Source organism: uncultured Chitinophaga sp. (assembly GCF_937898475.1).
Classification (GTDB): Bacteria; Bacteroidota; Bacteroidia; order Chitinophagales; family Chitinophagaceae; genus Chitinophaga.
Genome location: NZ_CALEJS010000012.1, coordinates 294,714 through 320,694, shown reverse-complemented (window position 1 = coordinate 320,694; position 25,981 = coordinate 294,714). Strand labels below are relative to the sequence as shown.

Below are 25,981 nucleotides of genomic sequence, written 5' to 3'. Positions count from 1 at the left end.
AGGAAAATATGAAAAGAGTATCCCTGAAAGATGTAGCAAAAAAAGCCGGTGTAGCCCCATCTACCGTTTCCCTGGTGCTCAACGGTAAAGCCAAACAAAGACGTATCAGCGACACGCTGGCCGCAAAGATCGAGCGCCTGGCCAAAGCGGCGGGCTATCAGCCGCACCCGGTAGCCGTTAACCTGCGCACCGGGCAATCCAGGATACTGGGACTGATCGTGGAAAGCATTTCCGGCAGCTTCTTCGCCGCACTGGCCCGTACCATTGAGGAAGAAGCAGAACGCCACGGTTATAAAGTGCTGTATTGCAGCACCGAGAACAATCCCCGGAAAGGAAAGGAACTGATTCAGATGATGCTCAAACAACAGGTAGACGGCTATCTTATTACGCCCGCCCCGGGGATGGAATCGGAGATCTGCCAGTTAATACAGCACCGCCAGCCGCTGGTGCTGATGGACAGCTATTTCACAGATGTGGACACGCCCTATGTGCTGGTAGATAATTATAAAGGCATGCGCTCCTGTGTAGATCACCTGCTTGAAAAAGGTTACCGCAGGATCGGCCTCGTCACGCCCGATCTTGATCTTGTTCAGCTGCAGCAGAGAGAACAGGCTTATCGTGATGCCTGCGAACAATACAATATCACTGCAGCGAAACAGCAGGTGCTCAAATTAAAATATGATACGCCGCAGGACGATATTATCCGCCACATCAGCGCTTTCATCAAAAGCAGGCGGCAACCGGATGCCCTGGTTTTTAGCACCAACTACCTGGGCGTAGCCGGATTGGAAGCCATTGACCGCCTCGGGCTGCGCATCCCGGAGCACCTGGCCGTGGTTTGCTTTGATGATCATGATGTGTTCCGCCTCTATCCTCCCGGCATCAGCGCATTTGAGCAGCCCATCGCCAGTATTGCCAGAACAGCCATCTCCCTATTACTGGATCAGCTGAAAAACGGCAGCGCAGATGAAACAGCAAAACAATCACAACAGATCCTGTTGGAAGGAAAATTGATCCTCCGCCGCTCTACCTGACAGATTATAAACGATATAATTGATATTATTTTTCTCACATCCGTTTTGGAATGTAAAAAAGAGTACTATTTTTACGGTGAAAGTTATTCTATTGATAAACCGTTAAGGATTCCACATCATCACGGAAACTGAAGCGAACTAAAACTAAAAGTGAACTAAAACTTGTAACTAAAACCTTAAACCACGATATCAAGCATGAAATAGTACTGGTAAAGGATCCTGAAGGGTTCTTTTTAAATAACCAAATGCTAAATCGATTTTGCTGTTAATGGGAGGGACACCCACGTTATGGTGCTGCTTTGCTATAAAGCCATCATATATTCTTTGCCGCGCGAATATAGCGGTATTTATTCAATCCAGTTATTCGTCCCTTGCATTTGTGCTGTAACACTGCAGAGTCGATGTCATTCCACCTTTTAAACAACCAAAAAACCAAGCGTATGAAGAAAACAACCTTTCTTATGCGAAGTGGCCTCCTAAGCACGTTATGGATATTTATGTGTTTAATGGCCTTCTCCCAGTCCAGGAAAATTTCCGGGCAGGTGACTGACGCCAAGGACAAAAGCCCCTTACCGGGCGTAACCGTTCAGGCAAAAGGTACTGCTGTAGGTACCCAAACCAAACCTGACGGTACCTTCTCCCTGGATGTTCCGAAGGGCGCCAACGCCCTGATATTTTCTTTCGTGGGTTATTCTACCCAGGAAATAGCCATTGGCAGCAGTTCAGAAGTGAACATCGCGCTGTCTACTGATGTACAATCACTGCAGGACGTTGTAGTAGTGGGTTACGGTACTCAGAAAAGATCTGATATCACCGGCGCCGTAGCTACTGTTAAAACAGCACAATTGCAGGAACGCCAGGTTCCGTCCGTGAACCAGGCCCTCGCAGGCCGTATTCCGGGCGTGAATGTAAGTGTGAACTCAGGCCGCCCCGGTGGCGCCACCCGTGTACGTATCCGTGGTTTCAGCTCCATCAACACTACCAGCAACCCGCTGTACATTATCGATGGTGTGATGCTGCCCGTTGGTACCCAAACACAGTTCTCTAACGCTATTGACTATATTAACCCTTCTGATATCGGTTCCGTGGAAGTACTGAAAGATGCTTCTGCTACCGCGATCTACGGTTCCCGCGGCGCCAATGGCGTAGTGCTGGTAACTACCAAAAAAGGCCCCAGGGACGGTGGTCACATCAACTACGATGTTGACTTCAGCGTGCCTACCATCGGCCCTCACCGCGTAAAAATGCTGGACTCCAAAGAGTTCCTGTGGGTAGAAGAGCAGGCGTATAAAAATGCGCAAACCTACGACCCGCAAGGCTGGGCTGCAGGCAACTACTCTGATCCTGTAGTTAAGAGAAGGAACTACCTCGTGGGCAACACCCTCGGTAATCCTGAACTGTTCAGGCTGGGTGCAGACGGCAATCCTGAGCCGCTGTACAATACAGACTGGCTGAAAGAAGCTACCCAAAGCAAACTCTCCCAGAACCACCAGCTGTCTTTCACCAACGGCAACGAAAAAGGCTCTTACGGCGTTTACCTCGGCTACCGCGATGATAACGGCCTGCTGCTGAACTCTTATCTGAAACGTTATTCTGCCCGCTTCACTTTTGATACAGAACTGAAAGACTGGATCTCTGTAGGTGGTAACCTCAGCTATAACAACCAGAAAGAAAACCTGGTAGACATCGGTACAGGTGGCCTTAACTCTGTGCGTATGATCACAGAAGGTCTGCCCATTCTGCCGGTGAAATATCCCAGTGGCAGATATGCAGGTACCTATGCAGGTAACTGGCAATACCAGGGCATGGAAGGTGGTGAAAACCCGGTTAACATCATGAATAACCGCTTCTATGAACTGTATACACAAACCGTGCTGGGTAACATCTATGTGAACCTGCACCTGGCGCCGGGACTGGAACTGCGCTCCGTACTGGGCGCTGACGTGGTTACCCGCCAGCGTAACGAGTACAGCGGCCGTAACCTGAACCAGATCTCCCAGAACCAGAGAGGCCGTGCCGTACTGGATGACAACCGCGAAACCTTCTACTCTTCAGAAACTTATCTGACCTATAACAAGAAGATTAACGACATCCACAACTTCACCGGCATGGTGGGTGCTTCCTGGTATGAAACCAATGTGAAAGGCTTTACTACTTACGGTGAAGGCTTCCTGACTGATTACTTCAAGTACAACAACCTGGGTTCTGCATCTACGCTGCCGACTCCGGAATCACGTAATACCAGGTTTGCATTCAACTCCTACTATGGCCGTATCAACTATGGTCTGATGGATAAATACCTGGTAACACTGACCGGTCGTGTGGATGGTTCTTCCAAATTCGGTGAGTCCAATAAGTATGCGTTTTTCCCCTCTGCGGCAGTAGCCTGGAGAATTTCTGAAGAACCGTTCCTGAAAGGTAACTCTACTTTCTCTCACCTGAAACTGCGTACCAGCTACGGTCTTACAGGTAACTCTGAAACCAGTCCCTACGCTTCACTGGGTCTCATCGGTCCCCGTTACACCGGCTTCGGCGGCGGCTCTACCTTTGATTACACCGGTATATTCAATGGCACAAGGGCTACCGGTATCGGTATCAACCGTCTTGCCAATCCTGACCTGAAATGGGAAAAAACCCAGCAGGCAGACCTCGGCCTGGAAGTAGGTTTGTTCCAGAACCGCATCTCACTGGAGGCAGATATCTATTACAGGAAGACAACAGACATGCTGCTGGAATCTCCCCTGCCCTACTCCAGCGGTTATGCTGTGATCACCAGGAACATCGGCAGCATGGAAAACAAGGGTTGGGAATTTGCTGTTAACACCGTTAACATAGATGGCAAAGACTTCACCTGGAATACCACTTTCAACATCGCCGGCAACAAGAACAAAGTGCTGTCACTCGCCACTCCGGCGCCTATCTTCAGCGGTAACCCGAACTTCACCAACTTTACCGGTATCATCAAGGTGGGTGAGTCTGTAGGTTCCTTCTGGGGGCTGAACCGCATTGGCACCTGGAGCGATAAGGACGCAGCAGAAGCAGCTAAGTTTGCCAGCTACCGTTCCAACAAAACCATCCTCCCGGGTGATATCAGGTACGAAGACGTGAACGGCGACTACCAGATCAATGATGCTGACCGTAAAATCATCGGTAACAACAACCCCGACTTCTACGGTTCACTGATCAACTCATTCCGTTACAAGAACTGGGACCTGACCCTGGACCTGCAATTCACCTATGGCAATGACGTACTGAACATGACCAAACACTCCGGTGAAGACCGCGTAGCCATTGCTAACAGCTACAAAACAGTGCTGAATGCATGGACACCGGAAAACCAGAACACCCCCATCGCTGCCTTACGCGATACCAGGGCTGGTTATGTTACCAACGTAGACACCCGCTGGGTAGAGGACGGCTCCTTCCTCCGTGGCAGGAACCTGTTGCTGGGATATACCTTCAAAGAAGGCGCACTGAAAAGATACCACCTGAGCAAACTCAGGATCTATGGTTCTGTACAGAACTTCTTCCTGGTTACCAACTACAGCGGCAATGATCCGGAAGTAAGCACCTATGACCAGGCATTTACGCAGGGTCAGACCTTCTTCGACTATCCCAAGCCCACCACCTTTACACTGGGCCTGAACGTTGGACTGTAACTCATTGCTAATTAAAAAGCTTATTATCATGCAACTGACGATAAAACGATTCTGTCTGATTTTGATCTGTGGCGCGATGTTCGCAGTGTCTGGTTGTTCCAAGTTCCTGGAAGAAGAAGATCCTTCCAACCTTACGCCGGATAACTTCTACACCCTGCCCGAACATGCGGATGCAGCATTGACTGCCATCTATGCCAACCTGCGCTTCATCGGCAATGGCACCGGCATTTTCTCCAATAACTACCAGCTGCTGGAAGCGCCCACCGGCACTACCGGCTCTGAAACCGGTCAGAACTCTGACCTGAATAACCTGCTCAACCTGGCTTACAACCCGGATAACCTCCACGTAAGGCAATGGTGGCAGAACCTGTATCTCAACATCTCCAACGCCAACCAGGCTATTGCCAAAATACCCGGCATTAACCCGATGGATGAAGCGCAAAAAGCCAGGAACATGGGCGAAGCCTACTTCCTGCGCGCACTGCATTACTACTGGCTGGTAAGGCTGTTTGGTGATGTGCCCCTGCTCACTGAGCCCGTAACCAGCTACACCGATCCTAAACTGTATCCCGGCCGTACTTCCCAGGATAGCGTTTACCAGCTTATCGTCAGCGATCTTACCAAAGCAGAACAATCCGGTCTGCCCTGGACAAATGCAAGCGGAAGAGCTTCGCTGGGTGCGGTGAAATCACTGCTCGCCAGCGTATATCTCACCATGGCCGGAGAACCGCTGAAAAAAGACGGTTATTTCAGGCTCGCTGCAGATAAGGCTAAAGAAGTGATCGACAATGGCAGCTTCCAGCTGTTCCCAGGCTACGATTCACTACACAACCCTGCCATAAAGAACACGGGAGAGCTGATCTTCCAGATACAGTATGCACAGGGTATCGTGAACAATCCTTTCCAGGAATCCATGCTGCCTAACTTTGGTGGTATCTCCGCATATGGTACACAGGTGGGTAGCACCATCCCTACCCAGGCCTTCTATGACTCTTTTGAACCTGGCGACAGACGTACAGAGGAGCAACAGTTCTTCTACACCGCCTACTATACCAACGGTAACGGCGCGCTGAAACAACTGAACAGGCCTTACATTTTCAAACACTTTGACAGGGTGGCTAACGGTACTGCAGGCATAGCAGGTACAGCTCAAAGCGGCATGAACTGGACCCTGATCCGTTACGCTGAAGTACTGCTCATTTACGCTGAAGCACAAAATGAAGCAGACCACGGACCGAATGCCCAGGCCATTGCGGCGCTGAAACAGATCCGCGACCGCGCAAGACTTACCACTCCAACCTCTTTCACCGAGGCTGACTTCCGCCTCGCTGTATGGCGTGAGCGCTGGCACGAGCTCTGCTACGAAGGCAAAACCTGGTTCGACATGGTACGCCTGCGTAAAGCATACAATGAAACAACCAACAACTTCGACGAATTTGTAGGTCACAGGTTCAACTACGGTACCGCTAACGCGCCTACCCTGCAGGAAAAACACCTGCTGTTCCCGCTGCCTACACTGGAGTACAACAACAACCCGAACCTGCGCCCGCAGAACCCGGGATATGTACAATAAGTAAACAAGAAAGCGTAATAAATAAAAAACCAGGAGCGATAACTGCTCCTGGTTTTTTTATGGCTGTTTCGGAAGGTCCTGTGGTGTTCTGATAATAACTTTCAGTTCGTCTTCCCTCGTCTTGGATAGCTTCTTTCCAGATGGCGGCCCGCCCTCTATCCTGATCTCCGCAATATCCTTTGGCGTTAATGCGGCCAGCTGCGACTCAATATTGGTGTGCAGCACACTATCACCCATAACATACTGAAAGCTGCTGTCGCTGCCATAACGCTGCAAGGCAGCCGCATAAGCAGGCGACAACTCGCTGAACATGCGGTTATAACGCTTACGTGCAAACGGTTTTGTTTCGATATAAAATACCCCGCTGGCTGCCCGCTCACCGTATTTCTCCACGGTCTTCTTTCCCCTTGCAATGGTAATCATGGCAATCTGGTCGGGCCCCAGCCCGTTCATCGCTTCAGGTCCTGCTTCCACACTGTCAATTACATATACCTGTATCGGATCGTCAGTTGGTTCCTGTGCCAGGGCCACCGTTCCCGGCAGCAACAGGCATAATAGCGTTGTCAATGGTTTCATACCATCAAACTTAGCCAATAATTAAGAAGAAAAAACAGCAGGAATGTTAAAATATGGGGCTAGTTATAGGCTCTGTAGTACCTGTACATTTCGATCTCCTGTACAATCTGCTCAATATCATGGTCTTCCTCCGTGTCATACTCGCTCTTGAGGTTTCCGCCAAAGAAAAATGCCACTGTCTGCCACAAACGGGCATTGAATCCGCCCTTCAGCTCTTTGATGATCTCATAACAGTTCTCACCCGTTTCCCGGTCTATCAGTTTCATTAGTACCTTTCCCTGGTAGATGGACAGGTTTTCCAGCTTGTTCCCGAACTCGGCCTTCAGCTCCTTTTCCTTACTGGCCAGGTAGGCTTTCCGCGCTTTTTTATTATCGAGTGAAGCCAGGTGGCTGTTCACATCTCTCAGTATGCGGCCGGCTGATTTTGCGTAAGGATAAGTTACATATACCGCATTCCGCAAACGGGTCCAGCGCTCCCGCTGTTTGCGCAGCTTGCGGGGCAGCCTTTCTGTTACTTCAAATATCTGGAGGGTAATGGAAGGAAGGGTATCAGTGCCAACAACCACCGCTCTCACATGCATACCGCCCTCCTGCGCAGACTGCGCCACGGCATCATCCCGGTATAGGAAACTGCACACAAGCATGGTGAGGAATAAAGTGATCTTAAGACGGCACATGTAAACTTTAACGAAATTTTATTTACTAAAGTTACACATTTCAACTGATGAACCATACTTGCCCAAAATATTCATTTCACTTTGCATCTAAGGGCTTTAGCTCCAATACCTGTTCAGCAAAATGGAAGATAGCCCGCTCTACGCCCTGCACGTCATGCGATACAAGCGAGCTGCCCAGCACATGGGCCCCCGCGCCGGGTATCGCTACTGCCGCCTTTTGCCCCGGGGGCGTGCCCAGCTCCTTCTCCATCTGCAGGATAGCCGCCACGCGTACCGTGGGATCCTGGTGCTGTTCGTCCTTGTAATAATAGAGGTTCAGAACGGGTTGATGTATTTTCCTGAAAGTGGCGCTTGTCATGGTGGTTTCCAGCAGGTTCTGTAGTTCTGCCACCGCTTCCAGCCGGTAAGTCGTGTTCCAGTACCTGGATATCTGCGGATCGCCCTCACCGCTGGTATGATTATACAAACCTCCCTTTACCTTACGCGCCAGCTGCAGGCCCCAGGGATTATTGGCTAGGAAAGCCAGGCGGTCATTAATCTCGATATTGGGAGACATATTGATCAAAGCAAATACTTCCTTCGGATATTCCGCCGCCAGCTTCAGCGCCAGCGTACCGCCTGTGGAAGTACTCACCAGGATAACTTTCTCACCCAGCGCGCACCCAATGCTCAGGGCTTCCCGGGCGTCCCGCCACAACCCCGCGGCGGTCATGGTCAGTAAAGGTTCGGTAGTATCAATGCCATGTCCATCCAGGCGGGAGTAGAATATATTGCAGCCGTAGCGGGCGGCAAAATCGGCCGCTACCGGGTCACCCTCGCGGCGGCTGGCAGAAAAGCCATGCAGGTAAACAATGCTGCAGGGAGTTTTGCGGTGCAGGGAATCGTGCCATACAATTCGGGCCTCATTATCTGGCTTCAGCCGGTGACGGCCTTCCCGCGTGGCTACATATTGTTCCAGCGCATGAGAGTCAGCCGGTACTTCAGGCAGGGAGCTTTCATACTTCGGCGTAGCTGGTTCAGGGCCACACCAGTACACAATTGCGAGCATGGCTATAACCACCAGGGGTATACGCAACCACCTCCATTTCATAGATAATTAAATATTAATAATGAACAATTAATGAGGCAGGCGCCCACAGGGCACCAGCTACCCTAACACATTATAATAAGTACAGGCTTACAACACAAAGTCAGCTCCCCAAAATATAATTATTAACTGTTAATTATTCATTATTAATTAAACGGTGCGGCGTACCCGCTGATAGATACTCATCAAAAACCCGGCTATCATGATCAGGATGCCTATCCAGAGCACGTTGATGAAGGGGAAGATGAACGCCTTCAGTACGATGTAATCGTCGAAGGTACCGGATTCTTTCACCTCCAGTTCAATCTTATTCTCATTGGGAAGTATCTTGGCAAACTTCACATAGAGGGACAGCTGATGGGCGGTATCCGGAACGTTGTACTGGTAAGTATTGTTGCGGATGAAGTATACCGGTTCAAGGGCAGACTCGCTGCCGTCTTTGGTGTGTACCGTCAGTTGTGCGCCTACTGCCAGGTCGCCTTCCTGGGCGGCCGCCTGGTAGTTCTTGTTCTGCGGCGATTTCCGCAGGCCGCTGTATACGATGTAGCCGTTGGAGAAGAAGATGGAATCACCCTCTTTGATCTCATGATGGCTGTAATGCGCGGTATCGCTGCCCTCGTCCTTACGCGGCACTGCCGTTACATAGGTAAATATGTCGCGGGTCAGGTAGTGGCGGGAAGACGGGTTAGGCGTCAGTCCTTCCTGTCCCTTGGTATTGATGAACGCATCCGGGTACAAGGTAAAGTTCTCCAGCGGCTGCCCGGTGGCGGGGTCTTTCTTCTCATACCTCACCACGTAGTAGGTCTTCGGATCACCGGCTGCCGTAGAGTCACCTGCGTAGGTTACGTGATACTCGCCCATTTGTATCGGGAAATTCCGGGGCAGCATCAGGTTCTCCCGCGGATTTTCCTTGCTTTCCGTGCCAAAGAAGCCGCCGTCCAGCATTTTCATCCGGTCTATAGAGATCACCTCCCGCTTGGAGGCGGAGATCAGGATACCCAGCAATACCAGGCCAAAACCGATGTGCGCAATAGAAGCGCCTGCAGCTTTCATCCGGCCTTTCAGGCCTTTAAAAATGTATATACCATTGCCGATCACCGCATATACGCTGGCGAACAGCATAATATACAATGCGATCAGGTAACCGGCGCCGTACAGGTTATAATTGATCCTGCCCAGCCATCCGATCAGCACTGTTGCCACCAGCGAGATGACAGTGGGCCATAGCAGGTGCTGCCCCGCTACTTTACGCGGAGTGTCTTTGTATTTCAGGAACTGAACAATAGCCGTGAGCAGCCCCACAACAATGGCTACCCATACCTGTATCTTGTTGTAATGGAAAACCGGCTCCAGCGGCGGCGCCAGGTTCAGGTTAAATAGCTTGTTCCACACAGGAATGGAAGTGGTGAAGGTGATCTGGATAGCCGCAATCAGCAATACCAGCGCCCCCACAAACATCCAGAACTCACGGGAGTAGGTGCTTTCCTCCTTCTTCACATCCGGGATCTCTTTCCTGCGCATTATCAGCATGGAAAATGCAGGCAATGTGAACACCGCCATGAATACCAGGAGCTGTCCGCTCATCCCCAGGTCAGTGAACGAGTGTACAGACGTTTCTCCCAGCACACCGCTCCTGGTCAGGAACGTGGAGTACAGGATCAGCACAAAGGATATAAAGAAGAAGAAGAAGGTAGACTTCAGCGCATGCCCGGTAGACTTAAACGCCAGGAGGGTATGAATACCGGCTACCATAGTCAGCCAAGGTACCAGGGAGGCGTTCTCCACGGGGTCCCATGCCCAGTAACCGCCAAAGGTGAGCGACTCATAGGCCCAGGCGGCGCCCATCATAATACCGGTACCCAGCATCATGGCGGCAAACAGCGCCCAGGGCAAAGCAGGCTTGGTCCAGGCTTTATATTCACGGGTCCACAGCCCGCCAAAAGCAAAAGCAAAAGGAATGATCATGGAAGCAAAGCCCAGGAACAGCACCGGGGGGTGTATCACCATCCAGTAGTTCTGCAGCAGGGGATTCAGGCCGTTACCGTCTGTAATCCTTTCCAGGTAGTTGGGCATGGTCACCCAGGGCAGGTTAATGTTCTCCTCCGCCTGTCTCAGCAGCAGGAAAGGGTTGCTGCCCACGCGGTAGCCCAGGATATAGATTCCCAGCAGCATGCTGGCCAGGCTGACCTGCGCAAAAGAGAGCACGGTCATCACCGGTGCTTCCCAGCGTTTGGAGGTAAAGATCAGTACAATGCCCAGTACGCTGTGCCACACACTCCAGAGCAGGAAACTACCCTCCTGGTCGGCCCAGAAGCTGGACAGCAGGTATTTAACTTCCAGTGCGCGCGATGAGTTGCGCCATACGTACTTATATTCGAAATAGTGATTGTAGAGTATGTAGTATAAAATGCCGAATACGGCGAAAACGGAAGCGGCCTCAATGATGAAAGCCCAGCGGGCCAGTTTCTTCCAGGATGTTTGCAGTGGCGCCTCCTTGGCCCTTACGGCATTGAAATAGGCAATAGTCGCTACAAGAGATGCTATGAAAGAGAGTACTGCAAAGAAATGTCCTAACTGTCCGGGCAGCAGATGCTCCCCTATATATTTTGTTTCCAAGATGTTACGCTGAATTTGTAATGAATGGAGGCAGCCTACATTTGTTTGGTGCCCATGGCAATCTGATCGTCTTTATACTTGGAAGGGCACTTCATCAGTATCTTGTTACAGTGGAACTCCTCTCCCTGGATCTTCCCGGTCAGCACCAGCTGTTCGGCTTTCTCGAAATCGGTAGGCTTGGTACCGTAGAATATTACCTTGCGGCTTTCACCCACCTTATCTTTCACGTAGAATGTGAAGTAGTTGGCATCCTTTACCGGGTCATAGCTGAGCTGCTGGGATTTGTCCAGCACCCCGATCACATGATACTCTTTACCTTCTTTCTTCTTTGCCGTAGCAAATGTTTCATAGGTACTGAAATCCCCTACCATTGTAACAATTACACCAATGGCCACTGCGATCACTATCAGTAAGATGATGTTTGTTTTCTTCATAGCTTAAAATTTCGGCCTGCTCCTTGTTTAGTTCTAATCCGTTGATTTACTGTAACCGGTTCGATTTTCAGCGCAAAATTAACGCAAAAACAAGTTCCCTGTCCTTTATTTTTACATAAAAGGCAATTCCCAGATCACAGATTCCTATCTTTGCGGCGGAAATGAAATTGAATCATTAGTATCATGGCCGATCTGACACATTTTGACCCTAATTCGGTAGGGTTGCTATCCAACAACGTTTTTGGGCTTCCCTTCACCGAGGAAGATGCAAAACTGGTGCTGCTGCCCGTTCCCTGGGAAGTGACCGTTTCCTACAGCAACGGTACGGCCCGTGGCCCGGAGCAGATTTTTAAAGCCTCCTTCCAGGTAGACCTCCTTGACCCCGATGTAAAGGATGGATGGAAAAAAGGCTTTTTCATGCGGGAACCTGATAAACACCTCCTCCTTCGCAGCGACTACCTCCGCAAGGAAGCCGAACTGTATATCAAGTTCCTGACAGAAGGCGGCGAGATCAATGAGAATCAATTCCTGAAAAAGACCCTGGTAGACGTGAACACCGGTACCAGGGTGATGAACGAATGGGTCTATAACCAAACCCTTGCCCTGCTCAACAAAGGCAAGCTGGTAGGCCTGGTGGGCGGCGATCACAGCACCCCTCTGGGCTACTTCAAAGCCATCGGCGAAAAGAAAGGCGATTTCGGCATCCTGCAGATAGACGCCCATTGCGACCTGCGCGACAGCTACGAAGGCTTCAAATACTCTCACGCCTCCATTATGTACAATGCCCTCAATGAAGTGCCCCAGCTGCAAAAACTGGTGCAGGTGGGCATCCGTGACTACTGCGAGGAAGAACTGGATTATATTCATAACAGCAACGGCCGCGTAGTTACCTTTTTCGATAAAAACATCAAGGAACGCCAGTTTGAAGGCGAAACCTGGCGCAGCATATGCGACAGCATTATCGACACCCTGCCGCAACAGGTGTATATCAGTTTTGATATTGATGGCCTGGATCCCAAGCTTTGTCCACACACCGGTACGCCCGTACCCGGCGGTTTCGAAGCAGAACAGGTCTTCTATCTCTTCAAACGCCTGTTAGCCTCCGGCCGCAAGCTGATCGGTTTTGACCTGAACGAAGTAAGCACCTCTCACGATGAATGGGATGCTAATGTAGGCGCCCGCGTGCTCTTCAAATTGTGTAACCTCCTGGTGAGCCAGGATAATTAATAATGAGTAATTAATAATCGTAACACAGGTCACGTTAAGATTAATTACTCATCGCCACATTTATGTTTAAGATAAGGATCCTCCACCCGAATACGGTTACGCGACTGCGTTTACAGCCGGTGATGCACGGAATGGCGGGGATATTATTCCTGTTCAATGCCATTGGCGTTTATAATAGCCGCACGCCCAACTGGGCCATGGTGGTGTTATTCCTGGTGGTGGGCTTCCTGAGCCTGCTGTTCCCTTTTCTGGTACGCCGCGTGCGCAATTTCTCCGGCGCCAACAGCATGATGCGGCTGTTACAGGTGTTTGTATGCTGCAGCGGCGCCCTGTATTTTCTTTCGCATCTGCAGCCCCTTATTGGCTTACTGCAGCTGCTGATAGGACTGGGCCTGGCCTATATTGGCTGGGTGGAGCACAACATTTTCAAGCCCGTTTATATCTCCATGGATATCAGCGGCATTTCCATTCCTACCACCTTTTCGAGCAAGGTAGTGGGCTGGAACCAGCTCAATAACGTAATTTTGCGGAATGACCTGCTGACAGTTGACTTTAAGAACAACAAAATACTGCAGCTGGAAGTGCTGGATAATATTCCGGGTATTAAGGAAGATGAAATAAACGGGTTCTGCAGAAGCCGTTTAAATGCATGATAATCAATGAAACCATACATACTTTACTCCGACGGGAAAGGAAATATTTTTGAGGATACATTGCTGCATGTCACCGGCCGCAGCGGCTGGGACGCCATGCCGATCCCCGATGAAGAATGGATTGAGCTGCCCGAAGGAGGCTCTTTGTACGAACTGCCAGGCCGCCGTGGCATCGGTATCGATGCCGCCACCGGCGAAATGGCGTTATGCGACAAAGGATGGGCGGTAGCGGCCTTTATTCCCCCCGCCCACACCGGCTTTTACCTGGCCGCCTACGAAACACTGCCCGATGCCCCCACCCTGCCCTTGTTCTGCTACACCGCAGTGGGCTGGCTGGATGGTAAATTCTATGTGCCCGCTACCCGTATTGAACAGGACATCCGCCAGGAATGCGCAGGTTTTGACGACAAGAAAGTGAAACAGGGCGTGAAAAACCTGCTGCAGGCCTACCCGCATAACCGCCTGGTAAAACACCTGGCAGACAATTGTGCGCTCACCTATCATTGTCCCGCCGCCCGTAATTATTTTATGGGTCGCTGGGAATGTCCCATCCCCTCTTCACCCGCCTGTAATGCCAACTGCGTAGGCTGCATCTCCTTCCAGCCGGAAGAAGAAAGTATCGTTTCCACACAGGACCGCCTCCGCTTTAAGCCAACGGCAGAAGAGATCGTCGAATATACCGTGCCGCACCTGGAAACCGCTCCCTTCCCCATCGTCAGCTTCGGACAGGGTTGCGAAGGTGAGCCCCTGCTCATGTGGGAAACCATCCGCGAATCCATCCTGGAGATCCGGAAACACACTCCTAAAGGCAGCATCAACATCAACACCAACGGCAGTAAACCAGACGCCGTACGCGCCCTCTGCGAGGCCGGTTTGAACAGCATACGCGTTAGTACCAATTCCGTACAGGAAAAGTGGTATACACCCTACTACAGGCCCAATAACTACCATTTTGAAGACATCGTGGAAAGCCTGAAAGTAGTACGCAGCTTCGGCGGCTGGAGCTCTATCAACTATTTCGTATTCCCCGGCATGACCGACAGCGTTTCTGAATATGAAGCCCTGCGCAAATTGATCAGAGAAACCGGTTTGAACATGATCCAGTGGCGCAACTTCAATATTGATCCGGACTGGTACCTGGGCAAACTGGGCATCACCGATACAGAAGAATGCCTGGGTATGCAACAGCTCCTGGAGCTCATCCACGAAGAATTCCCCGATCTGAAATATGGCTACTTCAATCCACCCATGGAAAGGATCAAAGGAGATTATGCAAATGATTTTGCGCATTTTTAAAGCGTAGGGCTAAAGAAAAGGACTTCCCCGCAACGATATGAAGGAAAGGTCATACACACCCATTATCTTTGCAGTTCCTTAAACCCGCTGTTCCTTGCTCTCTTTGTACAAAAAGGCCTTCTCCGGCTTAAGCACCTCTACCTGGTGGTTATCCGTCATCCTGCTCATTAACCGGAGCGGGAACATGGTAATGCCTTTCTTAACCATCTACCTTACCCAGCACCTTCATTTCAGCATCAGCCAGGCAGGTATCGTGCTTGCACTCTGGGGCGCGGGCTCTATTTTAGGCGCACTGGCAGGTGGCCGGCTGGCAGACCGTATCGGCTTTTACCCCGTACAGTTCTGGAGCCTCCTGCTCAACGGCGTGCTGTTCATCGTCCTGGAACAAATGCGCACCATGACGCAGATCTGCGTCTGCGTTTTCATACTTAGCCTGGTGGCAGACGCTTTCCGCCCTGCCAATGCTACCGCTATCGCTGCGTACAGCCGCCCGGAGAACCGCACCCGATCCTTCTCGCTGCACCGTCTGGCCGTCAATCTCGGCTTCTCTGTAGGACCTGCGCTGGGTGGCCTGCTGGCAGCTATCAGCTACCGTTCCCTGTTCTGGGCAGACGGATTGACCTGCATCTTTGCCGCCCTGCTGATGCGCCTGGTGCTGCCGCCTGTAAAAGCAGCGAAGCCTGCTGCCACCAGCCCTGCTGTTGCCAAAGGACCTTCAGCCTTTAAAGATACCCCCTACCTGGTCTTCATATCACTGGTATGCCTCTACGCCATGTTCTTTTTCCAGCTGAGTTCCCTGGTATCTTTATACTTCAAGACTATTATCCGCATGCCCGAGGTCTATGTAGGAATGACCATCGGCCTCAACGGGCTGCTCATCGCCCTGCTGGAAATGGTGACCGTCTTCAAACTGGAAGGCAAAAAAGCGCCGCTGGATTTTATCTGGAGAGGCGTACTGGTTAACGGACTGGCCTACCTGAGCCTGAATATTTTTCCGCCTACGGCTGCCGTAGCGATTCTGTTCATCCTGATGTTCACCCTCAGCGAAATACTGAGCGTGCCTTTTATGAATACTTTCTGGACCAGCCGCAGTGCAGATCATAACCGCGGACAGTACGCATCCCTGTACACCGTCGCATTTTCCGTGGCGCAGGTCATCTCTCCCACTTTAAGCACCAACATCGTACAACACCTGGGCTTTGCCTCCTGGTGGTACGTGGTAGCCGGCGGTTCGCTGCTTACAGCTGCCGGGTTCTGGTACCTGAATAAACGCGTTTCCGCAACCTAGATCATTCCCCTAAAAACAATATTTTTGCGCCCGTGATAACATCCGACCTCCTCCTGCTTTGCTGTTTTTCACTTTGCGCAGGATTTATAGACGCCATCGTTGGCGGCGGTGGATTGATACAGACCCCCGCCATTCTTTTTACCTTCCCGCAATACCCGGTGGCTACGCTGCTGGGCACTACCAAAATACCTTCGTTCTCAGGTACCAGTATGGCGGCATGGCAATATGCCCAAAAGGTGCGCTTTAACCGCGGACTGCTGGCCGTAACGGCTGTTACCGCTTTCTTTGCAGCCATGTTCGGCGCCTCCCTGGTGGCTTACCTGCCCAACCAGTTCCTTAAGCCGGTTATGCTTTGCCTGCTCATTGCCGTAGCCGTATATACCTGGTTCAAAAAGGATTTTGGTCAGCAAACGCAGGAAGCCGTCCTGCCGTCAGGCAATACATGGGTATGGGGCGCCGTTATTGGAGGAGTAATTGGCTTTTACGATGGCTTTTTCGGACCCGGAACGGGCAGTTTCCTGATCCTGGCCTTTATCAGCCTCATGGGCTTCGATTTTTTACACGCCAGCGCCCACGCCAAAGTGGTGAACCTGGCTACCAATATAGCGGCCATCCTGTATTTTGCCCTGCACGGGCACATTTTATGGACGGTAACCATCGCAATGGCGGCCGCTAACCTGACCGGCTCATTTTTTGGCGCGCGTTTGGCTATATTGAAAGGCAATAAACTGGTTCGCAGGTTCTTCCTGCTGGTGGTATGCGCAACCATACTCCGGTTCGCATATGAAATATTTAAATAGTCTGGAAAAATATTATTTTTGGTCATTATGCAAGAGCGGAATACTCAGAAAAACTTAACAGCCCTCGGTACAACGATTGGTGTGCATGCATTACTGCTGATTGGACTGCTGTTTGCCGGTTTTTCTGCCCCGCCGCCCCCGCCCGATCAGGACCTGGGCATGGAAGTGAACCTGGGAACCTCTGATGATGGTATGGGCGATGAACAACCGCTCAATCCTAATCCGCCCAGCGCCGCTGCACCCGAAGCCTCCGCTCCGCAAAACCAGCCGGCTCCCTCACAGGATGCTGCTGCAGAAGATATTGCTACCCAGGATGATGAAGACGCTCCCGAGATCAATAAACCGGAAAAACCGGTGGAAAAGCCAAAAGAGCAACCCAAGCACCTGGAACCTAAACCTGTAAAGCCCAATAAAGCAAAAACCGAAGCGCCTCCTGCCCCCACTCCGCCTGCTCCCAAACCTAAAGCGGTATACAGCGGCGGCAGCTCCACCAGCGCCAGCAGCGGTAATAACGCCAATGGCTCCAATAACTCCACAGGAGAAGGCAATACCGGCCGCCCCGGCGACCGTGGCCAGATTAATGGGGACCCTAACGCTACCGGTTATACGGGTGGCGGACTGGGTGGCGGCCGCAGCGATTTCCGCCTGCGCGGACGCTCCCTGGTAAGCAGGCCCCAGCCCACTTACGAAGGCAATGAAACCGGCTATATAGCCATTAATATAAAAGTAAACAGGCAGGGCAACGTAGTAAGCGCCGCCCATAGCCTGCGCGGCTCTACCCTCAATAACCCAGCCCTTATCGAGATTGCCAAAAGAGCCGCCCGGGAAATCAAATACAACGCAAGCCCGGATGCCCCGGAAGAGCAGTTTGGAACCATCAGGTTTTATTTCAGAGTACAATAAGAGGACAATACAACTGTTATAATTAAGATCACGATCACAGGAGAGAGCGAACGGTGAAAATGCGTAGCCCAGAATAATACTATGCGAAAAATATTCATTGCCACTTTAGGTCTGCTGTTATCCTTGCAATACGCGCAGGCCCAGTCTTTTGCCGGATATCATACCAGTCACTATGCGGGCATATATGGCGTACTCACCAATCCTGCTGCTGCTGCAGGATCCAGGTATAAATGGGACGTTAATATCATAGGGGCGGATGTAAAGGCCGGCAATACCTACGCCAGTATTCCAAAATCCAATCTCTTCAATCATCCGGACAGATGGGTACGCGACCGCGACTATTTCCTGGATACGGCCGCCAGCCGCCGGCAGTACGGCTGGGGCATGGGCGATGTACTGCTGCCATCCGTGCTCTATTCTATAGACGAAAAGCAGGCGGTGGCTTTTACCTGGCGCGTACGCGGTATTGCCAACGCGGGTAACGTGGAAACCGTGATCGCCAACTTCTTCGGTATCGATTATCCCAACCCCCGCTACGTAGGAAAAAATTTCTCCATCGATTATGCCAGCGTATTTTTTCACAGTTGGAATGAGATAGGCCTTACCTACTCCCGCGTGATCAAAGATAATGTAACCAGCCGCTGGAAAGCAGGCCTCACCCTGAAATACCTCAGCGGCACCGCCGCCGGCTATGCAGTGGCGGATGATGCCACCTTCATTATGAACACCCGCCGCGATGCCGCCATCAGCACCGGTACACTCAAATCAGGCTACAATGAGGACCTGGATACCTGGGGCCCCACCAACGCCGGGAACTTCCTGAAACTGACCGGTAACCCCGGCATAGGAGCAGATATCGGCGTGATCTACGAGTACCGCCCCGATGGCGATGGCTTCGGCGACTATGATTCTGATTCCTGGAACCCGGATGCCGATACCTACAAGTTTCGTTTAGGAGCCTCCGTTACAGACATCGGCGGCATCTTCTATAAAAAGTCTTCCGTTAACAGGGACCTCGATCTGCGTACCGAAAGCATAAGCCCGGACTCCATCACCCGCCGCCGGAACGAAGACCTCCGCGTCTACTACCGCCGCGTGATCCAGAACTTCACCCCCATCACTACCTATGATGGCTTCTTCATGGCCCTTCCTACCGCCCTCCACCTGAGCGGCGATTATAATATTAACGGCCGCTTCTTCCTGAGCGCCAACGCGGTGATCGGCCTCTTCACCGGGCAAAGCGACGTTAGCAAGAACTACATGATCACCCAACTGCAGGTAACGCCCCGCTTCGACACCAGGAATTTTGGCGCCTACCTGCCGCTGGTGCTCAACCGCTTCGGCCAGGCTGACGCTGGCGTAGGACTACGCGCCGGACCACTCGTTATCGGCTCGTCCAGCATCCTCTCCAACCTCGTCCGCTCTGAACTCAATCATGCAGACGCCTTCATCGCCCTGCGGGTAGTACCCATCCGCTTCAAACGCGGCGACCGCCAGGGAGGACTTTTCCGCAGACAGCGCCAGCAGGTGGATTGCCCGCCCACCCGGTAAATGAATAATGAATAGTTAATAATAGCGGGACGGATAGCAAGCCGAAAGGCTGGCCGCATTATTAATAATTCATAATAGATAAGCCTTAAACATGCCTGGTGAAAGTTTGTTAACTATTAATGAATAATATTGCATTACCAATTAGCCTGAACAGTATTGCAAATACTATTTAGTGACTAATGAATGATATTTGCATCACAAATTATTCATTATTAATTAATCCCCCTGGGGCAAATGAACTATACGCAAACAGTCGACTATCTCTACCAGCACCTCCCCATGTTCACCAGGGTGGGCGCCGCAGCATTGAAGCACGACCTCTATAATACACTGGAGCTGTGTAAGCTGCTGGATAATCCGCAGGACAAATTCAAATCGGTGCATGTGGCAGGCACTAACGGCAAAGGCTCAACGAGTCACATGCTGGCCGCCGTGCTGCAGCAGGCAGGATATAAAACAGGACTGTACACCTCCCCGCATCTCAGGGATTTCAGGGAGCGGATACGTGTTAACGGACAAATGGTGCCGGAAAGCTTTGTGGTGGAATTTGCAGAGCAGATGCAGCATGCAGTCAGCACCCTGGAACCATCCTTCTTTGAGCTGACCGTGGCCATGGCCTTCCATTACTTTGCGCTGGAACAGGTGGATATCGCCATCATTGAAGTGGGACTGGGCGGCCGCCTGGACAGCACCAATATCATCACTCCGGAGCTGTCTGTGATCACCAACATCAGTTATGATCATATGCATATCCTGGGCAATACACTGCCCCATATTGCAGCAGAGAAAGCAGGCATTATCAAGAAGGGTATCCCGGTAGTGATCGGCGAAACGCAGCCCGAAGTACAATCCGTGTTCACTGAAAAAGCGGCCGCCATGGATGCGCCCATCTGCTTTGCCGATCAGCAATGGCTGATACAGGAAAGTAGTCTTACACCCGCCAAACCGGCCGCCGGACTGAAACTGGGCATTGTGCCCAAACATAAACCGCAGCAGGACCTGGTGCACATCACCCTCGACCTGGTAGGCCAATACCAGGAAAAGAACGTGATGACAGTGCTCAGCGCCATCAGGATATTACAGCAAAAACAATGGGAAATACCTGAGCAGGCCATACATGAAGGCCTGGCCCATGTAAGAAAACTCACCGGCCTCCGTGGCCGCTGGGAGGTGCTCAGCACACAGCCGCTCACCATACTGGATGTAGGTCATAACCAAGCCGGTATTACGGAGATCATCCAGCAGCTGCGTCATACGGTTTACCAGAAACTGCATATCGTGGTTGGCTTCGTAAAAGATAAAGCCATCGATGCCGTACTTCCCCTGCTGCCGGTAACCGCTACTTACTACTTCTGCAAGGCACAGATACCCCGCGCGCTGGACGAGCATTCCCTGGCAGAAATGGCCGCCCGCCATGGCCTTAAAGGACATGCCTACGAAACCGTGCAACAGGCCCTTCAATCAGCCCGCTTGCACGCCCATAAAGACGATCTGATACTGGTATGCGGCAGCTTTTTTATTGTAGCGGAAGCCATGTAGGACCAAAATACCAAATTCCAAATTCCAAATACCAAAGGGGTGTACCAGTCACCAGTTTAACACGGGTGTCTGTAATGGAACACTTGCATTACTTTTTGGAATTTGGAATTTGGTATTTGGGTATTTACCCTCCCAGGTGCTGTAAAGCATAATAAATACAGCTAACATGCAAGGCCTGCCTGATCTGGTTGGCTTTCAGCAGCTGTTTCAGTTCATCCATGCTGATGATCACCACTTCAATTTCTTCGTTCTGATCCAGCTTTTGCTCCTGCACTTTTTTTCCGCCGGTAGCCAGGAACATATAGGTAACATTGTTGCTGGAGGCGGGGTTCGGACAAATATCCCCCAGCGGTACGAGTTGGTCAAAAGCATACCCGGTTTCTTCGAGCAGCTCGCGCCGCATGGCTGCTTCAGCGGAAGCATCTGCAGGGTCCATGGCGCCACCCGGAATTTCTATGATCGTTTGCCCGTAACCGTGGCGGTACTGGCGCACCATGATCACTTTGCCATCTTCTGCAATGGCCAGGGCATTTACCCAACCGGGATATTCTAGAACATAATAAGGATCTACGATCTTGCCTGCGGGTGTCAGGCAGCGGTCTTTACGTGCAGTAAGCCAGTCGCTTTTATAGATATACGCTGAATGCAGCAGTTTCCAATCCAACGAAGCCATATACTAGGTTTGAAGTTTGAGGTTTGAAGTTCGGGAAAATTGTCTTAACCTGATAGCCCTTTACTTTTAAAAGTAAGAGTAGCGGCTATTTCAGCTTAAGACATTGAAACGTCCAAACCATCAATCGCTTAAACGCTCAAACCTTCAAACCATTAAACCATTAAACCCCTAAACCCTCAACTTTCACCACCCTTCCCGCTCTTTCAGGTTAACGATGTGCGCCAGGTGGTGCATACCATGCCAGGCATAGTTACCCGCCACGGTTTTAAGCCCGAAAGTTTTCCCGCTTTCCGGGTGGATGAAGGTCCGCTCCCATTGTGCGGGCGTCAGGTGTTCCATCAGGTGTACCCAGCGGGTATGCAGGCCGTATAGTATGGTAACAGACACATTCACGGGCGTATGTTGCACATCCGGCAGCTCCGCCCAGGCGGCTTCGTCATATGCTTTGATAAGCGGCGCATCTTCTGTCAGCGCCCATTTAAAACGGGTAATGGCATTGGTGTGGCTGTCTACCAGGTGATGTACTACCTGTTGTATGGTCCAGCCGCCGGGCCGGTAAGGCGTTTCCAGCTGCCAGGCATCCAGGCCCTGCACCGCAATTTCCAGCAGGTTGGGCAGATGGCGTATATCATCGATATAGCCTTTCAGCTGAACATCTGTGATCACCTCCGGTGAGTTGAACCGCCCGATAGGGTATTGTAAGTCCTCCATAAGTAGTGTTTAGAAGAAGCTGTTTATTCATCTTTCCTCCCTCAGTTCCCTGCCGGTGAGGTGCAGGAATACATCTTCGAGGTTGGCTTGCTTCACTTCTTTCTTACGTTCAAAACCGCCTGCCACCAGTTTATCTATCAGCACATCGGGAGAGTTGAGGGCGATGATCTCGCCTTTATCTACGATAGCGCAGCGGTCGCACAGGAATTCCGCCTCATCCATATAGTGGGTGGTGATCACCACGGTGGTGCCCTGCGCCCTCACGTGCTGGATCAGTTCCCAGAGGTTGCGCCGGGCCTGGGGGTCCAGTCCGGTGGTGGGCTCGTCCAGGAAAATGATCTTGGGACGGTTAATGAGCGTGGTGGCGATGGAAAAACGCTGTTTCTGTCCGCCGGAGAGTTCCTTGTATTTGGCCTTAGCCTTGTCCTCCAGGTTGAAGCGGGCCAGTAGTTCTTTAGCGTCTGTAGGCTGGTTATAGAGCCCGCTGAACAGGTCTATCAGCTCGGTGAGGTTGAGGTTGGGATAATATCCTGAGCTTTGCAGCTGTACACCTATGATGTTTTTAATGCTTTCCGGGTCTTTGTCCAGGTCAAAACCATCTACAATCACCTGTCCGGAGGTCTTATCCCGCAGGGTTTCAATGATCTCCAGGGTACTGGATTTACCCGCCCCGTTAGGGCCCAGCAGGCCAAATATCTCGTTCTCATACACCTCGAAGCTGATCCCTTTTACCGCGGTAAAATCCCCGTATTGCTTCACCAGGTCTTTGACTGTGATGATGGTTTTCTTTTCCATGGAGAACAAAGTAAGCGGTAAAAAAGGAAAAAAACAACGCATCTTCCGGACGGTCCGCTGTATTTACAGCGCCCTGAACCGCCTGAAAAGGTACTTATCCAGGGAAACCAATCCCAGCAACACATCCAGAAAGAGCAGGTAATTGAGGGTTTTGCGGGTAAGATACTGGCTGGGGTCTGCCTTGCTGATCTCAATGGAGGACACAACCTTACCTGCGGCCTGCCAGTCAACAGCCAACAACGCCCATCCCAGGAAGCCGCCAATCGCCACCAGGAAGAGGTCCTGCAAACAGTTTTCATCATCAAATGTTATTTAATCATGAACAGTAATGAAATGTTCATGGCCGTGCTGGTCGCCTTAGGCGTTATGGCTTTAATCTTTGGCATTGTTTATCTCCTCAGGAAAGAGAACCTGGCAATGATAGAAAAGGGTATGAATCCCAAGATCCACCGGCCGGCTCCCTATGCCAGTCTTAAATATGGGTTGCTGCTCACGGGTGGCGGTATCGGATTATTACTGGCATACCTCATAGACGTGGCCTTATCCTCCATAGATGGGGAAGAAAACGCTTCACTTTACTTTGCGCTCATTGCGGAGTTTGGAGGCATTGGTTTGATCGCGTCTTATCGCATCGAGAAAAAGGAAGTACTGGATAAACGTCCTGAATAATCCTCAAAAACAAACTATGAAAAGTCTATGTTACCGGGTGCTGACGGCCGCCCTCCTTTTCATCCCCTTCATGGCAGCAGCGCAGCATGCAGACAAGCTGCTGATCGTACATGCAGATGATGCAGGCGTATCTCACGCCACCAATACGGCCATCATTGCTGCCTTTGAAAAAAAGGCGATCACCTCCGCATCCATTATGGTGCCCTGCGCCTGGTTCCCCGAAATAGCGGCCTATGCAAAGACCCACCCTGAACTGGATTGGGGCATCCATATCACCCTGACAGCAGAATGGAAAAACTATAAATGGGGTGGCGTAGCCTCCTCCAATGAGATCGCCAGCCTGCTGGACAAGGATGGCTATTTCTATACTTCTGTAGAAGAATTTGCCAGGCATGCCAAGCCTGAAGAAGTGCGAAAGGAGGTCCGGGCGCAGATCCGCAAAGCGATGGCCGCCGGCATCCGGATCTCCCACCTGGATACGCATATGGGCAGCCTTTTCGGATCGCCTGACCTGGTTAAGATATACCAGGAGCTGGGCAAAGAGTTTAATCTACCGGTCATGATCCCGATGAACATGATACACCTCATGGCTCCCCAGATGCTGCCCTATATTGACACGGTGAACAACGTAGTAGTGAAGCAGTTTATAAGCGCTTTCAAAGCCGCTCCTGCGGATAAGTGGCATGAATATTATGATCAGGCGCTGCAGCAGTTAACACCCGGACTGAACGAGATCATTTTCCACCTGGCCTATGATAACGACGAGATGCAGGCCGTTACGACAGACCATCCTGATTTCGGTGCCGCCTGGCGGCAGCAGGACCTCAATTATGTAATGAGTGATGACTTCAGCCAATTGCTGAAAAAAGAAGGTTTCCGTCTTGTTGGCTGGAAAGATGTCTCTTCTTCTCATTAATGCCCAAGGCTGTCGCCAACAGGAAACAGCCTTGGACTGAAAATTACCTTAACACAAATTGGTTGTACAGGTTAATACACAGGAAGCACAGGTCTGGCGATTGCTCCAACAACCTATTTCTTCTGTTCTCAGTTGATTGTTCTGTTGAGTGGTTGAAAGGGGTGCGATCTTGATCTTCTTCAGCTGAAGAGTTTTTGAAGTTTTCTTTTTCATGGTGTGTGAATTTGGGTTTAAAATGGTTTTTGAGGATACATAACGGGGTTTACGTTATGAGATATAATACTATCTAAAAATACTATTTATTTACACGCTAACCGTTGGTTGCGGGGGAGGAATTTTGCCGTTAAAAAAGCCGGAGGTCACCCCCCGGCTTTCCATCTCTTCTTCCCACCCCTACTTCTGAATAAACACCTGCGTAAAGAAAATAATATTCCCCTTCCCTCGCGCAGCTCCTATCCCTATCAGGTTATAACTCCCCAGCATATTCTTCCTGTGCCCCGGACTCTTGATCCATCCATTCACTACACCTTCCGCATCCAGGTTCCCGTAAGCCACATTCTCCGCTGCTGAAGCCACCCTGCCCAGCTTCTTACTCACATGATCCACCCGTTGTTCAAACCCTTCATGCCCAAAACCAGTACGGCCACGTGCCATATCCTGACTGTGATCCCGGGCCTCATCGCTGATGACGTCCACCAGTTTCAGCGGCGGTAAGCCTTTAGACGCCCTGAACTTGTTGGTGTAATACAGTATCTGCTCTTCCATCGTTCCTCCCGGTTCCGGACCACCATTTACGGGCACACCCGCCCGGTGACAGGCCCATACCTGGACACTCATAAAAAAGGAGAATAATAACAGTACAATCTTACGCTGCTTACTGATAACCATATACTTATTAATAGTGAATAATAAAGACTTTAATCTTAGACTAATAAAAACGATCCAGGTTTAGCAACTATTGTACCTATTTTTAATTTGTGCTGCGGCCCCACCTGCTGCCTGCCCCCAGGCCCCCTGCTCCTGATACAATTTTACCCCGCATCAAGTCCACCTCAGGTCCACCTTAACTCCAGCTCACCTTCAGTTCTACATAGGTTTTCCCGGCCGTTTACACGCCGAACGCTCCCCGGGTTAATTTAGTACCAGCTTAGCGGGAGTTTAGTAAGTGTTTAGTAAGTGCTTAGTGGTTGCTTGGTAAGTGCTTAGTCAGTGCTTAGTCCGTACTTATCCCGCGCCCGGCAGCTATACCATCCATGCGCCTTTCATATGCCACCCATACTGAAAGCATGTCCCTCCCGGGTAAA

23 protein-coding genes are annotated in these 25,981 nt (G+C 51.0%); 13 read left to right on the top strand and 10 right to left on the bottom strand.

Annotation, left to right across the window (positions count from 1 at the left end):
• Positions 1 to 8: 8 nt before the first annotated feature.
• The 3 genes from Q0577_RS04705 to Q0577_RS04695 all read left to right on the top strand — a co-directional run bounded on the left by Q0577_RS04705 (position 9) and on the right by Q0577_RS04695 (position 6,266).
• Positions 9 to 1,034: a substrate-binding domain-containing protein gene (locus tag Q0577_RS04705; protein ID WP_298733281.1), complete on the top strand. Its 1,026-nt coding sequence runs from the start codon at positions 9 to 11 to the stop codon at positions 1,032 to 1,034.
• 440 nt (positions 1,035 to 1,474) lie between these two features.
• Positions 1,475 to 4,693: a TonB-dependent receptor gene (locus tag Q0577_RS04700; protein WP_298733279.1), complete on the top strand. Its 3,219-nt coding sequence runs from the start codon at positions 1,475 to 1,477 to the stop codon at positions 4,691 to 4,693.
• Positions 4,694 to 4,721: 28 nt separating this feature from the next.
• On the top strand, positions 4,722 to 6,266 hold the full coding sequence (locus Q0577_RS04695; RefSeq protein WP_298733277.1) for a RagB/SusD family nutrient uptake outer membrane protein: 1,545 nt from the start codon (positions 4,722 to 4,724) through the stop codon (positions 6,264 to 6,266).
• Positions 6,267 to 6,323: 57 nt separating this feature from the next.
• Here the strand turns inward: Q0577_RS04695 and Q0577_RS04690 are convergent, their stop codons facing one another.
• The 5 genes from Q0577_RS04690 to Q0577_RS04670 form a co-directional block, all read right to left on the bottom strand.
• Positions 6,324 to 6,842: a hypothetical protein gene (locus Q0577_RS04690; protein WP_298733275.1), complete on the bottom strand. Its 519-nt coding sequence runs from the start codon at positions 6,840 to 6,842 to the stop codon at positions 6,324 to 6,326.
• 59 nt (positions 6,843 to 6,901) lie between these two features.
• Entirely contained in the window at positions 6,902 to 7,519 is a 618-nt protein-coding gene (locus tag Q0577_RS04685) for a DUF4294 domain-containing protein (RefSeq protein WP_298733273.1), read from the bottom strand.
• 76 nt (positions 7,520 to 7,595) lie between these two features.
• A complete protein-coding gene (locus Q0577_RS04680) occupies positions 7,596 to 8,609 on the bottom strand; it encodes an alpha/beta fold hydrolase (RefSeq protein WP_298733271.1) in 1,014 nt (337 codons plus the stop codon).
• 147 nt (positions 8,610 to 8,756) lie between these two features.
• Complete coding sequence (gene ccsA / locus Q0577_RS04675; RefSeq protein WP_298733270.1) at positions 8,757 to 11,222, bottom strand: cytochrome c biogenesis protein CcsA; 2,466 nt, start codon at positions 11,220 to 11,222, stop codon at positions 8,757 to 8,759.
• Positions 11,223 to 11,257: 35 nt separating this feature from the next.
• Positions 11,258 to 11,656, bottom strand: coding sequence for a cytochrome c maturation protein CcmE (locus tag Q0577_RS04670; RefSeq protein ID WP_298733269.1), 399 nt, complete (start codon positions 11,654 to 11,656; stop codon positions 11,258 to 11,260).
• 183 nt (positions 11,657 to 11,839) lie between these two features.
• Between Q0577_RS04670 and Q0577_RS04665 the strand changes: the two genes are divergently transcribed.
• The 8 genes from Q0577_RS04665 (at position 11,840) to Q0577_RS04630 (ending at position 20,913) form a co-directional block, all read left to right on the top strand.
• Complete coding sequence (locus Q0577_RS04665) at positions 11,840 to 12,883, top strand: agmatinase family protein (protein WP_298733268.1); 1,044 nt, start codon at positions 11,840 to 11,842, stop codon at positions 12,881 to 12,883.
• A 62-nt stretch (positions 12,884 to 12,945) separates the two neighbouring features.
• A complete protein-coding gene (locus tag Q0577_RS04660; protein ID WP_298733267.1) occupies positions 12,946 to 13,536 on the top strand; it encodes a hypothetical protein in 591 nt (196 codons plus the stop codon).
• 6 nt (positions 13,537 to 13,542) lie between these two features.
• Positions 13,543 to 14,832: a radical SAM protein gene (locus Q0577_RS04655; RefSeq protein WP_298733265.1), complete on the top strand. Its 1,290-nt coding sequence runs from the start codon at positions 13,543 to 13,545 to the stop codon at positions 14,830 to 14,832.
• 94 nt (positions 14,833 to 14,926) lie between these two features.
• Positions 14,927 to 16,120 carry an MFS transporter gene (locus tag Q0577_RS04650; RefSeq protein WP_298733263.1) on the top strand — a complete coding sequence of 398 codons (1,194 nt, stop codon included), beginning with the start codon at positions 14,927 to 14,929 and terminating at the stop codon, positions 16,118 to 16,120.
• A gap of 32 nt (positions 16,121 to 16,152) precedes the next feature.
• A complete protein-coding gene (locus tag Q0577_RS04645; RefSeq protein ID WP_298733260.1) occupies positions 16,153 to 16,920 on the top strand; it encodes a TSUP family transporter in 768 nt (255 codons plus the stop codon).
• A 27-nt stretch (positions 16,921 to 16,947) separates the two neighbouring features.
• Positions 16,948 to 17,823, top strand: coding sequence for a hypothetical protein (locus tag Q0577_RS04640; protein WP_298733259.1), 876 nt, complete (start codon positions 16,948 to 16,950; stop codon positions 17,821 to 17,823).
• Positions 17,824 to 17,904: 81 nt separating this feature from the next.
• Entirely contained in the window at positions 17,905 to 19,374 is a 1,470-nt protein-coding gene (locus tag Q0577_RS04635; RefSeq protein ID WP_298733257.1) for a DUF5723 family protein, read from the top strand.
• Between the two features lie 234 nt (positions 19,375 to 19,608).
• Complete coding sequence (locus Q0577_RS04630; RefSeq protein ID WP_298733255.1) at positions 19,609 to 20,913, top strand: folylpolyglutamate synthase/dihydrofolate synthase family protein; 1,305 nt, start codon at positions 19,609 to 19,611, stop codon at positions 20,911 to 20,913.
• Between the two features lie 124 nt (positions 20,914 to 21,037).
• Here the strand turns inward: Q0577_RS04630 and Q0577_RS04625 are convergent, their stop codons facing one another.
• From Q0577_RS04625 to Q0577_RS04610, 4 genes are all read right to left on the bottom strand, one after another.
• Positions 21,038 to 21,586 carry an NUDIX hydrolase gene (locus Q0577_RS04625; RefSeq protein WP_298733254.1) on the bottom strand — a complete coding sequence of 183 codons (549 nt, stop codon included), beginning with the start codon at positions 21,584 to 21,586 and terminating at the stop codon, positions 21,038 to 21,040.
• A gap of 183 nt (positions 21,587 to 21,769) precedes the next feature.
• Positions 21,770 to 22,297 carry a YfiT family bacillithiol transferase gene (locus Q0577_RS04620; RefSeq protein ID WP_298733253.1) on the bottom strand — a complete coding sequence of 176 codons (528 nt, stop codon included), beginning with the start codon at positions 22,295 to 22,297 and terminating at the stop codon, positions 21,770 to 21,772.
• Positions 22,298 to 22,324: 27 nt separating this feature from the next.
• Positions 22,325 to 23,092, bottom strand: a complete 768-nt coding sequence (locus Q0577_RS04615; protein WP_298733252.1) for an ABC transporter ATP-binding protein — start codon at positions 23,090 to 23,092, stop codon at positions 22,325 to 22,327.
• Between the two features lie 63 nt (positions 23,093 to 23,155).
• Positions 23,156 to 23,380, bottom strand: coding sequence for a hypothetical protein (locus Q0577_RS04610; protein WP_298733251.1), 225 nt, complete (start codon positions 23,378 to 23,380; stop codon positions 23,156 to 23,158).
• 30 nt (positions 23,381 to 23,410) lie between these two features.
• Here Q0577_RS04610 and Q0577_RS04605 point away from each other — a divergent pair, with 30 nt between their 5' ends.
• Together Q0577_RS04605 and Q0577_RS04600 are read left to right on the top strand one after the other, a co-directional pair.
• On the top strand, positions 23,411 to 23,761 hold the full coding sequence (locus Q0577_RS04605) for a DUF6249 domain-containing protein (protein ID WP_298733249.1): 351 nt from the start codon (positions 23,411 to 23,413) through the stop codon (positions 23,759 to 23,761).
• A gap of 16 nt (positions 23,762 to 23,777) precedes the next feature.
• On the top strand, positions 23,778 to 24,677 hold the full coding sequence (locus Q0577_RS04600; protein ID WP_298733247.1) for a polysaccharide deacetylase family protein: 900 nt from the start codon (positions 23,778 to 23,780) through the stop codon (positions 24,675 to 24,677).
• A 393-nt stretch (positions 24,678 to 25,070) separates the two neighbouring features.
• Here the strand turns inward: Q0577_RS04600 and Q0577_RS04595 are convergent, their stop codons facing one another.
• A complete protein-coding gene (locus Q0577_RS04595; RefSeq protein ID WP_298733246.1) occupies positions 25,071 to 25,565 on the bottom strand; it encodes a CAP domain-containing protein in 495 nt (164 codons plus the stop codon).
• Positions 25,566 to 25,981 lie beyond the last annotated feature (416 nt).

Excerpts from the sequence above, each read along its gene's own strand:
- Q0577_RS04705 (WP_298733281.1), top strand. The coding sequence starts at position 9 with ATGAAAAGAGTATCCCTGAAAGATGTAGCAAAAAAAGCCGGTGTAGCC.
- Q0577_RS04700 (WP_298733279.1), top strand. The coding sequence starts at position 1,475 with ATGAAGAAAACAACCTTTCTTATGCGAAGTGGCCTCCTAAGCACGTTA.
- Q0577_RS04695 (WP_298733277.1), top strand. The coding sequence starts at position 4,722 with ATGCAACTGACGATAAAACGATTCTGTCTGATTTTGATCTGTGGCGCG.
- Q0577_RS04690 (WP_298733275.1), bottom strand. The coding sequence starts at position 6,842 with ATGAAACCATTGACAACGCTATTATGCCTGTTGCTGCCGGGAACGGTG.
- Q0577_RS04685 (WP_298733273.1), bottom strand. The coding sequence starts at position 7,519 with ATGTGCCGTCTTAAGATCACTTTATTCCTCACCATGCTTGTGTGCAGT.
- Q0577_RS04680 (WP_298733271.1), bottom strand. The coding sequence starts at position 8,609 with ATGAAATGGAGGTGGTTGCGTATACCCCTGGTGGTTATAGCCATGCTC.
- Q0577_RS04670 (WP_298733269.1), bottom strand. The coding sequence starts at position 11,656 with ATGAAGAAAACAAACATCATCTTACTGATAGTGATCGCAGTGGCCATT.
- Q0577_RS04665 (WP_298733268.1), top strand. The coding sequence starts at position 11,840 with ATGGCCGATCTGACACATTTTGACCCTAATTCGGTAGGGTTGCTATCC.
- Q0577_RS04660 (WP_298733267.1), top strand. The coding sequence starts at position 12,946 with ATGTTTAAGATAAGGATCCTCCACCCGAATACGGTTACGCGACTGCGT.
- Q0577_RS04655 (WP_298733265.1), top strand. The coding sequence starts at position 13,543 with ATGAAACCATACATACTTTACTCCGACGGGAAAGGAAATATTTTTGAG.
- Q0577_RS04640 (WP_298733259.1), top strand. The coding sequence starts at position 16,948 with ATGCAAGAGCGGAATACTCAGAAAAACTTAACAGCCCTCGGTACAACG.
- Q0577_RS04635 (WP_298733257.1), top strand. The coding sequence starts at position 17,905 with ATGCGAAAAATATTCATTGCCACTTTAGGTCTGCTGTTATCCTTGCAA.
- Q0577_RS04630 (WP_298733255.1), top strand. The coding sequence starts at position 19,609 with ATGAACTATACGCAAACAGTCGACTATCTCTACCAGCACCTCCCCATG.
- Q0577_RS04625 (WP_298733254.1), bottom strand. The coding sequence starts at position 21,586 with ATGGCTTCGTTGGATTGGAAACTGCTGCATTCAGCGTATATCTATAAA.
- Q0577_RS04620 (WP_298733253.1), bottom strand. The coding sequence starts at position 22,297 with ATGGAGGACTTACAATACCCTATCGGGCGGTTCAACTCACCGGAGGTG.
- Q0577_RS04615 (WP_298733252.1), bottom strand. The coding sequence starts at position 23,092 with ATGGAAAAGAAAACCATCATCACAGTCAAAGACCTGGTGAAGCAATAC.
- Q0577_RS04605 (WP_298733249.1), top strand. The coding sequence starts at position 23,411 with ATGAACAGTAATGAAATGTTCATGGCCGTGCTGGTCGCCTTAGGCGTT.
- Q0577_RS04600 (WP_298733247.1), top strand. The coding sequence starts at position 23,778 with ATGAAAAGTCTATGTTACCGGGTGCTGACGGCCGCCCTCCTTTTCATC.
- Q0577_RS04595 (WP_298733246.1), bottom strand. The coding sequence starts at position 25,565 with ATGGTTATCAGTAAGCAGCGTAAGATTGTACTGTTATTATTCTCCTTT.